This window comes from Buchnera aphidicola (Muscaphis stroyani), from assembly GCF_005080865.1.
Lineage (GTDB): Bacteria > Pseudomonadota > Gammaproteobacteria > Enterobacterales > Enterobacteriaceae > Buchnera > Buchnera aphidicola_AG.
The window spans coordinates 429,427-441,924 of the sequence record NZ_CP034861.1 but is presented as its reverse complement, the minus strand read 5'-3'; the positions used below and the strand labels follow the sequence as shown (position 1 = coordinate 441,924).

Here is a 12,498-nt window from a genome sequence, read left to right as displayed (position 1 = left end):
TTGTAGCTTTTTATTAGTTATTTTTTCGCGATGAGCAGTTTATTTTTTATAATTAAAATTATATCTTTTAAATATATGTAACTCTATTTTAATTCTTTTTTGTTCCTTTTAATTGTTCCTTATAAGAAATTTTATTTTTTATATTATTCTTTTATAAACATTCAGTGTTATAAAGTTATATTTTACCCAAAATTTATGTAAATAAGTAAAAATAAACGATTTACCGATAAAATAGACTCTTCTTTTGAATTTTTAAAATGTTTATCAATCGAATTGTTTGTGACATTGATAATTTTATAAATAACAGTAATTTAATATTCTCTCTGTGAGAAACAGGCATATATTTTAAAATACCTGATTCTCTTTGGTACATTAAAATTTATTAAACATATAAGTTTTTCTAAAATTTATTTTGAATTTCTTTTAAACCGTTAAAAGGAGCTTTTTTATTCCCTAATTTTTCTTCTATTCTAATTAATTGATTATATTTTGAAGTTCTATCAGAACGACTCATAGAGCCAGTTTTAATTTGACCCGAAGAGGTTCCAACTGATAAATCGGAAATAAATGTATCTTCTGTTTCTCCTGATCGATGTGAAATAATAACGTTATATTTTGCTTTTTTTGCTATTCTAATTGTCTCGAGAGTTTCTGTTAAAGTTCCAATTTGATTTAATTTAATTAATATAGCATTAGCAATATTTTTTTGAATGCCTGATTTTAGTATTTTAGAATTAGTAACAAACAAGTCATCTCCCACTAATTGCATCTTTTTTCCCAATATTTTTGTTTGATATGAAAAACCATTCCAGTCAGACTCATCTTGTCCATCTTCAATGGAAATAATAGGATATTTTTTTGATAATTTTTCTAAATAATGAGTAAATTCTTGCGAATCAAAGCTTAATCCTTCTCCGTTTAGTTGATATTTTTTAGAATTTTTATCATATAATTCAGATGCTGCGCAATCTATAGAAAATTTAATATCTTCTCCGATTTTATATTTTGTTTTTTCTACTGCTTCTTGAATTATATTAAATGCTTCTTCGTTTGATTTTAAATTTGGCGCGTAACCACCTTCGTCTCCCACTGAAGTACTCATTCCTTTTTTTTGTAAAATATTACCTAAAGAACAAAAAATTTCACATCCTATTTGAATGGATTCTTTTATTGTGGAGGCTTTGACTGGCTGAATCATAAATTCCTGAATATCGATATTGTTATTAGCATGTTTCCCTCCATTAATGATATTAATCATTGGTAGTGGCATGGAAAATATACCTTTAGTATCATTGATTTCTGCAATGTGTTCGTATAAAGGTATCCCTTTAGATAATGCAGCAGCTTTTGCTGAAGCTAAGGATACAGATAATATAGTATTAGCTCCTATTCTTGATTTATTGTCTGTTCCGTCTAGTTGAATCATTGCATAATCAATATCTTTTTGATCTTTTGCATCTTTATTTTTTAACATATTTGATATTGCATTATTAATAAAATAAACTGATTTTTGCACTCCTTTCCCTTCAAATCTATTTTTATCTCCATCTCTTAATTCTAAAGACTCTAAAGACCCTGTTGAAGCGCCAGATGGAACAGATGATATTCCAACGAATCCACCATCAAGATGAACTTCTGATTCTACAGTGGGATAACCTCTAGAATCTATTATTTCACGAGCTATAATTTTAATAATTTTAGACATTTTATAACCTTTAATTTGTTTTTATTTAATTGAAACTGCATTTCTATTCAGATTAGTTTTTTGATATTTTTCAGCTGATTTTATAAAATCTGTGAACAATGGATGCCCGTAACGAGGAGTAGAAGTGAATTCAGGATGAAATTGACAACCTATAAACCAAGGATGATTAGAAATTTCTATGATTTCAACTACATTATTGTTTTCAGAACGTCCAGATACTTTAAATCCAAATTTTTCTATTTTTCTCAATAAAATAGTATTTACTTCATATCTATGCCTGTGTCGCTCTATAATAACATCTTTGTCATATATTTTTCTAGATAAACTATTTTTGCTTAATTTACATGATTGACTTCCTAGTCTCATAGTCCCCCCTAAACTTAAATTTTTATTTTTTTGTTTCAATTTTTGATATAAATTATCTTTTAATTTTGAAATTAGATCAATAACAGGATATTTACATTTAGGATCAAATTCTGTTGAATTTGCTTCTTTAATTCCAATAACGTTTTGTGCAAACTCTATGATTGCTATCTGCATTCCTAAACAAATTCCAAAATATGGAATATTATTTTCTCGAGCATATTTAACTGCGATTAATTTACCGATTATTCCACGGTCTCCAAATCCTCCAGGTATTAAAATTCCATTTAAATGCTTTAACAATTTTAAATTTTTATATTCTATTTCTTGAGAATTGATTAATTGTATGTGTACTTTAATTTTATTTTTTAGCCCGCCATGTTTAAGGGCTTCTATTACCGATTTGTAAGCATCTGGAAGTTGAACATATTTTCCAACAATACCAATAATTACAGATTTATGTGAATTTTTCTCTTCATAAATGACTTTTTCCCATTCTTTTAAATTAGCTTTAGGAACATTTAATTTAAAATATTTACAAATATAATCGTCTAATTTTTGGTGCTTCAATAATTTTGGAATTTTATATATTGAATCTACATCTTTTAAAGATATTACAGCGTTAACTGGAACGTTGCAAAAAAGTGCAATTTTCTTTCTTTCATGATTAGGTACAGTACGATTAGATCGACAAATTAAAATATCTGGTTGTATGCCAATCGAAAGCAACTCTTTTACAGAATGTTGAGTTGGTTTAGTTTTAATTTCTCTAGAAGTAGAGATGTATGGTACAAGAGTCAAATGTATATATATAACATTTTTTCGACCAATATCAGAAGCCATTTGACGAATAGCTTCTAAGAACGGTAAAGATTCAATGTCTCCGACAGTTCCACCTATTTCTACAATAATAATGTTGCTATTTTTAGAGCATAAAATAATTTTTTCTTTAATTTCATTAGTTATATGAGGTATAACTTGAATAGTTGATCCTAAATAGTCCCCTCTTCTCTCTTTTTTTAACACTTGAGAGTAAATACTGCCTGTAGTGAAATTGTTCAAACATGTCATTTTAGTATTAATAAAGCGTTCATAATGTCCTAAATCTAAATCTGTTTCAGCTCCATCTTCCGTTACAAATACTTCTCCATGTTGAATTGGACTGATTGTTCCTGGATCTACATTTATGTATGGATCTAATTTAATAATTGTAATTTTTAAATTACGTGCTTCTAGTACTGCTCCAAGAGATGCCGCTGTAATTCCTTTTCCTAAAGATGAAACTACTCCACCAGTAATAAAAATATAATTTTTAGTCATTCTAAATATAAAGATATTAGTTGAAATTCATAAGTGATTAGTATAAAGATTAAAGATTTTTTATAAGTAATTTTTTCTTAAAATAAATATCTTTAAAATCATTTTTTATACAGAGTATAATGTGTTAATTTTTATAATTTTATATTTGTTATTTGATACTAATAAATAAGTTTAAAAATTTTGTGTTTTAATTTTTATCGTAATGAATCTTTTAATTGAACAGTACGATTAAAAACAAGACAGTTTTTTTCGTGAGAAAATAAATCTATACAAAAATATCCTATTCTTTCGAATTGAAAAAAATGATTTAAAGATTTTTTTATTTTTTTGATAATCTCATATCCTATTTTTTGTTCAATAAATCCATATTTTATTATCAGTGATTTTGGATTTATATAAGATAGAAATTGTTCTTTTTTTTCTGGATTCTTAGTATTAAATAATTTGTTATATAACCTAAATTTTGCTGGCATTGAATTTTCTGTTGAGATCCAGTGAATTACTGATGGATTTTTTTTATTTTTTGGTCTTTTTCCCAAAGTGTCTAAGTCGCATGAGCATATTATATGAATAATATTGTTATTATCATCTTTCTCAATTTTTTCTGCTTTTATTATATAGGCATATCTTAATCGTACTTTTTGACCAAGTGTTAATCTTTTATATTTTTTTTCGTATTTTTCTTTAAAATCTGAACGTTCAATATATATGGTATTTGTAAAAATAATTTCATGAGTTCCTAACTCTGGTTTATTAGGATGATTAGGAACAGTAAAAGTTTCTTTGTGACTTGAATCTAAATTATATAAAAATATCTTAATAGGATCTAATACCGCCATAGTTCTTATAGCAGTTTGGTTAAGTTCTCGTCTAATACAATATTCTAACACAGATAATTCTACTAAACTGTTTTGTTTAGTAACTCCAATTTTTTGGCAAAATTTTTTGATAGAAGATGGGGTATATCCTTTTCTTCTGAGTCCAGAAATAGTTGGCATACGAGGATCATCCCATCCTTCAACAAATTTATAATCAACAATTTTTTTTAGTTTTCTTTTTGAAAGAATTGAATATTCTAAGTTTAGCCTAGAAAATTCATATTGTTTGGGATAGTTTTTTATAGTAGTGTTTTCTAAAATCCAATTATATAAAAACCTATTTTCTTGAAATTCTAATGTACAAAATGAGTGAGTGATGCCTTCAATGGAATCTGAAAGACAGTGGGCAAAATCATACATCGGATATATACACCATTTATTTTTTGTTTGATGATGATCTGAAAAAATTATTCGATACAACACAGGATCACGCATGATAATAGTGTTAGAATTCATGTCAATTTTAGCCCTTAAACACGCTTTTCCTTCATCAAAAAATCCATTTTTCATTTTTTCAAATAGTTCTAAATTCTCTTTTACAGTACGATTTCTATATGGACTGTTGATTCCTGGTGAATGTAAAGTGCCTCGGTAGCTTTTTATTTCTTCTTTTGTTAATTCATCCACATAAGCTAAATTTTTATTAATCAATTCTTTTGCGTAACTATATAGTATTTCAAAATATTGAGAAGAATATCGAACATTTTTATACCATTTATATTTTAGCCAATTTATGTCGTTTTTAATAGCGTTGATATATTTAACGTGTTCTTTGATAGGATTTGTATCATCAAAGCGTAAGTTACATTGTCCTTTATATAATTTTGAGAGTTCAAAATTTAAATATATCGATTTAGCATGTCCAATGTGGAGATATCCATTTGGTTCAGGTGGAAATCGAGTATGAAGAGATAAATTTTTATTTTTTTTAAGATCTTTTTCAATAATATGACAAATAAAATTGTTGCTAAACTTATTTTTTTTAATATTCATATTTTTTCCTTAATTTTTTAAAAACATTTGATAAAATTATATTGATTATTCAACGCATATATTATAAAATAAAATTGGTATTAAAAAAATAACATCTAATTTAATAGGCTACGTAGCTCAGTCGGTTAGAGCGCAGCACTCATAACGCTGAGGTCATGGGTTCGATTCCCATCGTAGCTATTATTTTTGCGGGAGTGGCGAAATTGGTAGACGCACCAGATTTAGGTTCTGGCGCCGAAAGGTTTGCGAGTTCAAGTCTCGCCTCCCGTAAGAGAATATTAAAAAAAAATGGGGTATAGCCAAGTGGCAAGGCACCGGTTTTTGATACCGGCATTCCCTGGTTCGAATCCAGGTACCCCAGCCATTCTAAGTGTTTTTCTCTCTCTTTTTTCTAATAGATAATAAAAAAATATAATTTTTTTAAAGTGCATTAATTTTTTGTACATTAAATTTTTTAATGAAACAAAGTTGAATATTTATTAATTATATTTTAGTGCATTTCTTAAAAAAGAAAATAGGTTTTTTATATCATGACTCTAAACGAATTCAAAAAAAAAGCAGCTTGGGCTGCATTAGATTATATTTGTCCTGGAACTGTAATAGGAGTTGGTACTGGAACAACTGTTTTTTATTTTATTCAAGCTTTAAGCGCAGTAAAAAAAATAATATATGGAGCAATATCCAGTTCTAATTCTTCTACTGTTTTACTTAAAAAATATGGAATAAAAGTGTTAAATATTAATAATTTTAATTCATTGGATGTTTATATAGATAGTGCAGATGAAATCAATTATCAAATGCAAATGATTAAAGGGGGCGGAGCTGCTTTAACGGGAGAAAAAATTATTGCTGAAATTTCTAAAAAATTTGTTTGTATTATTGATCAGTCTAAAAGAGTAGATGTTCTTGGAAAATTTCCGTTACCTATTGAAATTATTCCAATGGCTCTTACTTATATATCTAGAGAAATAATTAAAATTGGAGGAAATCCAAAATTTCGTAAAAATGTTGTAACAGAGAATGGAAATATAATTTTAGATGTATATAATTTGCACATACAAAATCCTATTTTAATGGAAGATAAAATTAATTCATTTCCTGGAGTAGTGACTGTTGGTTTATTTGCCAAAAGAAGTGCTGATATTGTTTTAATTGGAAAAAAAAATGGAGTTGAAGTAATTAAAAAATAAAATTGTCACTTAAAAATGCTAAATTTTTTTAAATTTTTATAGAATTTAAAATATTTTATAAACTAATGCCTTATTATTTAAAAATGAAAAAATTAACAAAATTATGTAACTATCGTAGAAAAATTCGTGAGAATATTCGAAATTTAAGAAAATCTTTAACCGTTTTAGATCAGCGCATTGCATCAATGAAAGTATCAAAAATAGCATTTAATTTTAATTTTTTTTGTAATTCTAAAAATATAGCCTTATTTATACCATTTGATGGGGAATTAGACACTTATCCTTTAATTTTAAGGCTATGGCTAAATAACTATAAAACATTTGTCCCTGTAATAAAATCCAGACGTAATAAGAAAATGATTTTTGTTCGATTTTCTTGTAACTCGATTTTATATCGAAATAAATATAATATATTGGAGCCTTTTTACGAATCTAAAGATATTATTTCTGATTTGTATTTAGATATAATTATAGTACCGTTAGTAGCTTTTGATCAAAAAGGATCCAGATTAGGAATGGGAGGAGGTTTTTACGATTTTTTTTTGATGAATTGGTGCAAAAAAAAATTTTTTATTATGGGTTTAGCATACGATTTTCAATATATTAGAAATATACCAACTAAATCTTGGGATGTTCCTTTGCCCATTGTACTAACACCTAATAATATATGGATATTTAAAAATATGTAAAACAAAATCAGTTTTAATTAACTTAAATCTCCAAACCTCATTTGAAGAGCAGTCATTGCTGCAAGAGCAGCAGTTTCTGTTCTTAATTTTCTAGGACCAAGTGATATTGACACAAATCCAGAATTAATAATTTCTTTTATTTCTTCAGAAGAAAAACCTCCTTCAGGACCTATTAATAATTGAATTCGTTGAATTGATTTTGAAAATTTATTTATTTTTAACAAAGATTCTTTATTAAATAGTATTTTTGTATCGCTATTTTTTTTATTTTTACACCATTCGATTAAATGATTAGGATTGTGAATTTTTGGAACAATATTTCTATTGCATTGTTGACAGGCAGAAATAGCAATTTTCTTCCAGTGTATTATTTTTTTTGAGATATAATCTTTTTTTTTTGAATAACACAATATTGAGAAAATAAAGGAGTAATAGAGTTTACTCCCATTTCTACAGATTTTTGTATCGCAAAATCCATTTTTTTATTTTTTGAAATAACTTGTCCCAAATGGGTATATAAACAAGATTCAGTATTTTTTAATTCATTCTGAAAAATTTTGACGTTAATTTCATTTTTTTTTATATTTATTATTTCAGCAAAAAATACATAATTAGTGTTGTTAAAAATTTCTAATTTATCCTTAATTTTCATTCGTAAAACTTTTTTAATGTAATGAACATTATGTTCGAATAAATCAAGATTTTGATTGATTTTTAAATTACTATTAATATAGATGCGTGGAATTCGATTTTTCATTTTTTAAATTTCTTTTATTTTTTTAATGTTAAATGTAATTTATATTTTTCGCACATCGTATAAACATATTGATTATGATTTCCTTGAACATTAAAAATCAATTGATCTCTTTTACACTCCCATTCAGTAACAGGATAGTTTTTATTCCATATTTTAAATAATTTTTTTTGTGCTTTAGATAAATAAAATTTATATTTTTTATGCATATAAAAATAAGTTCTAGCGATACTACCTCTAGCTTGTTCAGGAGGTTCAGCTATTTTTTTTTTAAAATCTATTCTCATTTTACATTTTCCATATTGTTTTAAATCATAATGATGATTCAATAAACCATACATAAAATTAGATCTATCTGCATTAATTTCACCAATAGAAGGCTGTAAATTATGCAAATCAGATTCAAAAAATTTATATTCTTTATTATTTTTACATTTTTTTCGGCCGCCTTTTTTCCAGCATGTCTTTTTATTTCCAAATTGCCATGCAGGTACTACGTGTTCCCATTCAATTCTTGTTGCTCTATTTTTATTTTTTCGAACTTTATATCCGCATGATAATAAATCTGGGATTCCTTTTTTTTCTTTCCAAATAATTTTACATCCACAATAAAAAGAATTAGGTGCATATTTATGAATTTTAATTGCTTCAATTTTTGCTTGGTAAAAGTTTTTTATATTATTTTTTTTAAAATTCGTTTTTTTATTTGAAGATAAAAAAAAAATAATATACTGATTATGGGGATAAATATTTTTTTTATCATTTTATTTGAATTTATTTTTTAAATACATATTAAACATTATCCTGATAATAATATTTATATAATTATTTTAAAATTAACGCTTATTCTTAATGCAGTATAGTATAACTAATAAAAAAGAATTAACATATATAAAAATTTTTTAAATTTTTTATATTTTTAGTAGAATTATTTTCAAATAATCAAAAATGAGGAATAAAAATATGACCGAATATTTATTCACATCTGAATCAGTATCTGAAGGCCACCCAGATAAGATTGCCGATCAAATTTCTGATGCATTACTTGATGAAATACTTAAACAAGATGAAAGAGCGCACGTTGCTTGTGAAACTTATGTTAAAACAGGAATGGTTTTAATTGGAGGAGAAATTACTACAACTGCATGGGTTGATGTTGAAGAAATAACTCGAAATACTATCAGTAATATCGGTTACGTTGATTCTGACGCAGGATTCGACGCTAATTCTTGTGCAGTTCTAAGTGCTATAGGAAAACAATCACCAGATATTAACCAAGGAGTAGAACGATTTGACCCTTTAGATCAAGGGGCTGGAGATCAAGGTATTATATTTGGCTATGCTACAAATGAAACTGATGTATTAATGCCAGCTCCTATTACTTATGCTCATCTGTTAGTTAAAAAACAATCTGAATTAAGAAAAAATAACATTTTAAATTGGCTAAGGCCGGATGCAAAAAGTCAAGTAACATTTCAATATAATGAAGGAAATATTGTTGGGATAGATGCTGTAGTTTTTTCTACTCAACATAAAGAAAATATTAATCAAAAAAATTTAATTGAAGCCGTTATGGAAGAAATTATAAAAAAAGTTTTACCAAAAAAATGGTTAACAAAAAATACAAAATTCTTTATTAACCCTACTGGTAGATTTGTAATTGGTGGTCCAATGGGAGATTGCGGCTTAACAGGTCGCAAAATTATAGTTGATACATATGGCGGCATGTCAAGACACGGAGGAGGTGCTTTTTCTGGAAAAGATCCTTCTAAAGTAGATAGATCTGCAGCATATGCTGCAAGATATGTGGCTAAAAATATTGTAGCTGCTGGCTTATCTGATCGTTGTGAAATTCAATTATCCTATGCAATAGGGGTATCTGAACCAACTTCAATTATGGTAGAAACTTTTGGTACTGGGAAAGTAAGTAACAAATATTTAATTTCTTTAATTCGTGATGTTTTTGATTTGCGTCCATACGGACTAATTAAAATGCTTAACCTTCTTCAACCTATTTATTTAAAAACAGCTGTTTATGGTCATTTCGGAAGAGAAGAATTTCCATGGGAAAAAATTGATAAGGTAAAAGAATTGTTGCAATAATTTTTTAACATCAATTTAATTGATAAAATTATTAAAATAAAGCATGTTAAAAATATTTTTTAAAGTTGTAAAGCAAAACATTGTTTGTTATGAATTCAAAATATTAATTTTTTATATTCTTTCCCCATGTTTTTAACATGGGAGAATTATTTTTTTAATATATTCTCTAAAAGAAAGTGAATCTTCTTTTTCTATTTTTTTTTGTTTGTCATGAGATCGTTTAGTTTCTTTTTTTAAAAGAGCGAGATTTTCGTCAGAACAGTGTCTGCTAATAAGAGCTTTATAATGCTGATTAGCTAATTCTAATCCAGAAAATTTTATTCCTTTACGAAGAATTAATCTTAATAATTTAGATGAATAAGTTAGATCTGGATCATAAAGATATTTCATAAATTTTTGGCAAGCTTTGTAATATGGAGTATTCTTATCATTAAAATCAATTACTTTTGCTATCATTTTTAAATCTTTAAATATTGTTTTTCCCATTTCAATTAAAGTAATTTTTTCATTTTTTGTATTTATATAGATAGTTTGATAAGGTTTTCTACCTTCTAAAACAATTTTTTCCCAATTTTTTGACGCTAATAAAAAATCTTTTTTTTTCATTTCAGGTGACTCAATTAAAGTGCACCAAATTAAAAACAAATCTAATAACAGTATTTGATTTTTATTAATTCCTATGGGTGAAAAAGGATTTGTGTCTAAAGATCGAACTTCTACGTATTCTACTCCTCTATTGGCTAGAGCATTTATTAATGATTCTCCAGGATACAAACGTCTTTTTGGTCTTATTTGTGTATAAAGTTCATTTTCCATTTGTAATATATTTGTATTTAACTGTTGAAAATTTCCTTTTTTATCTTTTAATTTCAATCGAGCAAACTTATCAGAAGATGTGTGAAGTGCTTTTTTTAATGATGAAGTATATGAGTTCAGATTGTTAAACGTAATGTTTAAATCTTCTATTGCAGTTTTTGTGTATCCAATATCACTTAATCTTAATGAAGTAGCCCAAGGTAAATACAAAACATTTTCGTTATATTTTTTAAAAATATACTTTTTATTTTTAGGTTTTATAAAATTTGAGGATATTGCTGGTGAAGATCCAAATAAATAAGTAATAATCCACCCAAATCTATAATAATTTCTAATTAAATGCAAGTATCCATTTGAAATATAATCATTGTAATATTTGTTATTCTGTTGTTTATTCCATTCTTTCCAAAATTTTATAGGCAATGAAAAATTATAATGTACACCTGCAATAGTATTTATAAAACTTCCATATCTTTTTTTTAACCCTATTCGATAAGTAGTTTTCATTTTTCCAAGATTAGAATTGCCATATTGAGCAATTTTTATATTTGTTTTTTTATTTCCAATATATGGAATACTAAAAGGCCACATACGTTCATTTTTTATTGAAGATGCAACAAAAGAATGGAGATCTTTTAAAAAAAACATTAATTTATCTATATTTGTGCTAGTGGGTGTGATAAATTCTAATAAATTTTCTGCAAAATCAGTAGTAATCCATTGATGAGTCAAAGAGGATCCTATTAAATAGGGATGCATATTTTTAGAAAAATGACCATTTTTTTCAACTCTTAAGGTTTCACGTTCAATTCCTCTACAAATTCCTTTTAATATTAAAGGGTTTTCTTGAAGCCAAGAAATTTTTTGTGAAATATCTTGTATCAATTTTTTCTCCTGTTTTTGGAAGAAAGTTAGCTATTTTTTATTTCATTAATATAAAGCATTTATGATTTTAAATAAGAAATGTGAGTTTGAATATTAATTTTTGTTATTTGCATCCGGAAGGATTCGAACCTTCGACCGCTCGGTTCGTAGCCGAGTACTCTATCCAACTGAGCTACGGATGCAATTTAAATGTTATGATTTATAAAATAAAAAAATCATATTAACGGTGAGAGAGGGATTCGAACCCTCGATGCAGTTTTTTCTACATGTTCCCTTAGCAGGGGAGTGCCTTAATCCTCTCGGCCATCTCACCTGTTGATTTAATTTTTTCTAATTCTAATTTACTTTTTTTTTTTTTATAAGTCAAATATTTTTATTTTTAAAATAAACAGATTTTTATTTACTTGATATATGAATATAAATTGATCTGCATCTTAATTGAAATAATCAAGATGCAGTTTAAATCATAAACTTTTTTTTTGTTTTTTTTCAGATTGAATACGTTGATATATTTCTTCACGATGTACCGAAACTTCTTTAGGGGCATTCACACCAATACGAACTTGATTACCTTTAACTCCTAGTACTGTTACAGTTATTTCATCGCCAATTATTAACGTTTCGCCTACTCGACGAGTTAGAATAAGCATTTTTTTGCTCCTTGCAAGATAAAAAAGAAAAGTTTGACCTATTTAATTCCTGGCGTTATGAATAATACAGGGTTAAAATGTAGACCGTTAAACATGAATATAATATATATAGATATTATTTTAAAAAATATATTTTTGATTCAAAATAATTT

General features: G+C 26.4%; 9 protein-coding genes, 5 tRNA genes and 1 pseudogene. 6 read left to right on the top strand and 9 right to left on the bottom strand.

Going from position 1 to position 12,498, the window contains the following annotated elements:
- Window positions 1-400: 400 nt before the first annotated feature.
- The 3 genes from eno to glnS form a co-directional block, all read right to left on the bottom strand.
- On the bottom strand, window positions 401-1,705 hold the full coding sequence (gene eno / locus D9V75_RS02020; RefSeq protein WP_158343735.1) for a phosphopyruvate hydratase: 1,305 nt from the start codon (window positions 1,703-1,705) through the stop codon (window positions 401-403).
- 21 nt (window positions 1,706-1,726) lie between these two features.
- Complete coding sequence (locus D9V75_RS02015; RefSeq protein ID WP_158343733.1) at window positions 1,727-3,388, bottom strand: CTP synthase; 1,662 nt, start codon at window positions 3,386-3,388, stop codon at window positions 1,727-1,729.
- Window positions 3,389-3,582: 194 nt separating this feature from the next.
- Window positions 3,583-5,259 carry a glutamine--tRNA ligase gene (glnS, locus tag D9V75_RS02010; RefSeq protein ID WP_158343732.1) on the bottom strand — a complete coding sequence of 559 codons (1,677 nt, stop codon included), beginning with the start codon at window positions 5,257-5,259 and terminating at the stop codon, window positions 3,583-3,585.
- 106 nt (window positions 5,260-5,365) lie between these two features.
- Between glnS and D9V75_RS02005 the strand changes: the two genes are divergently transcribed.
- The 5 genes from D9V75_RS02005 to D9V75_RS01985 all read left to right on the top strand — a co-directional run bounded on the left by D9V75_RS02005 (window position 5,366) and on the right by D9V75_RS01985 (window position 7,138).
- A tRNA-Met gene (locus tag D9V75_RS02005) sits at window positions 5,366-5,439 on the top strand.
- Between the two features lie 8 nt (window positions 5,440-5,447).
- Window positions 5,448-5,529 (top strand) — tRNA-Leu (locus D9V75_RS02000).
- Between the two features lie 19 nt (window positions 5,530-5,548).
- A tRNA-Gln gene (locus D9V75_RS01995) sits at window positions 5,549-5,623 on the top strand.
- Window positions 5,624-5,789: 166 nt separating this feature from the next.
- Window positions 5,790-6,449 carry a ribose-5-phosphate isomerase RpiA gene (gene rpiA / locus D9V75_RS01990; RefSeq protein WP_158343730.1) on the top strand — a complete coding sequence of 220 codons (660 nt, stop codon included), beginning with the start codon at window positions 5,790-5,792 and terminating at the stop codon, window positions 6,447-6,449.
- A gap of 83 nt (window positions 6,450-6,532) precedes the next feature.
- Entirely contained in the window at window positions 6,533-7,138 is a 606-nt protein-coding gene (locus D9V75_RS01985; RefSeq protein WP_187306300.1) for a 5-formyltetrahydrofolate cyclo-ligase, read from the top strand.
- 17 nt (window positions 7,139-7,155) lie between these two features.
- Here the strand turns inward: D9V75_RS01985 and D9V75_RS03070 are convergent.
- Window positions 7,156-7,895 (bottom strand): annotated as a pseudogene (locus D9V75_RS03070) (16S rRNA (uracil(1498)-N(3))-methyltransferase).
- A 14-nt stretch (window positions 7,896-7,909) separates the two neighbouring features.
- Window positions 7,910-8,620 carry an endonuclease gene (locus D9V75_RS01975; RefSeq protein WP_261979450.1) on the bottom strand — a complete coding sequence of 237 codons (711 nt, stop codon included), beginning with the start codon at window positions 8,618-8,620 and terminating at the stop codon, window positions 7,910-7,912.
- A 235-nt stretch (window positions 8,621-8,855) separates the two neighbouring features.
- Here D9V75_RS01975 and metK point away from each other — a divergent pair, with 235 nt between their 5' ends.
- Window positions 8,856-9,995 (top strand): methionine adenosyltransferase, encoded by a 1,140-nt coding sequence (gene metK / locus D9V75_RS01970; RefSeq protein WP_158343725.1) that lies wholly within the window; start codon window positions 8,856-8,858, stop codon window positions 9,993-9,995.
- A gap of 132 nt (window positions 9,996-10,127) precedes the next feature.
- Here the strand turns inward: metK and gshA are convergent, their stop codons facing one another.
- The 4 genes from gshA to csrA all read right to left on the bottom strand — a co-directional run bounded on the left by gshA (window position 10,128) and on the right by csrA (window position 12,346).
- A complete protein-coding gene (gene gshA, locus D9V75_RS01965; RefSeq protein WP_158343723.1) occupies window positions 10,128-11,696 on the bottom strand; it encodes a glutamate--cysteine ligase in 1,569 nt (522 codons plus the stop codon).
- A 108-nt stretch (window positions 11,697-11,804) separates the two neighbouring features.
- Window positions 11,805-11,878, bottom strand: a tRNA-Arg gene (locus tag D9V75_RS01960).
- 42 nt (window positions 11,879-11,920) lie between these two features.
- Window positions 11,921-12,009: transfer RNA gene (locus D9V75_RS01955), tRNA-Ser, on the bottom strand.
- 151 nt (window positions 12,010-12,160) lie between these two features.
- Window positions 12,161-12,346: a carbon storage regulator CsrA gene (gene csrA, locus D9V75_RS01950; RefSeq protein ID WP_158343721.1), complete on the bottom strand. Its 186-nt coding sequence runs from the start codon at window positions 12,344-12,346 to the stop codon at window positions 12,161-12,163.
- Window positions 12,347-12,498 lie beyond the last annotated feature (152 nt).

Coding starts and splice junctions, on each gene's coding strand:
- D9V75_RS01985 (WP_187306300.1), top strand. CDS start 6,533: ATGAAAAAATTAACAAAATTATGTAACTATCGTAGAAAAATTCGTGAG.
- D9V75_RS02015 (WP_158343733.1), bottom strand. CDS start 3,388: ATGACTAAAAATTATATTTTTATTACTGGTGGAGTAGTTTCATCTTTA.
- glnS (WP_158343732.1), bottom strand. CDS start 5,259: ATGAATATTAAAAAAAATAAGTTTAGCAACAATTTTATTTGTCATATT.
- rpiA (WP_158343730.1), top strand. CDS start 5,790: ATGACTCTAAACGAATTCAAAAAAAAAGCAGCTTGGGCTGCATTAGAT.
- metK (WP_158343725.1), top strand. CDS start 8,856: ATGACCGAATATTTATTCACATCTGAATCAGTATCTGAAGGCCACCCA.
- csrA (WP_158343721.1), bottom strand. CDS start 12,346: ATGCTTATTCTAACTCGTCGAGTAGGCGAAACGTTAATAATTGGCGAT.
- eno (WP_158343735.1), bottom strand. CDS start 1,705: ATGTCTAAAATTATTAAAATTATAGCTCGTGAAATAATAGATTCTAGA.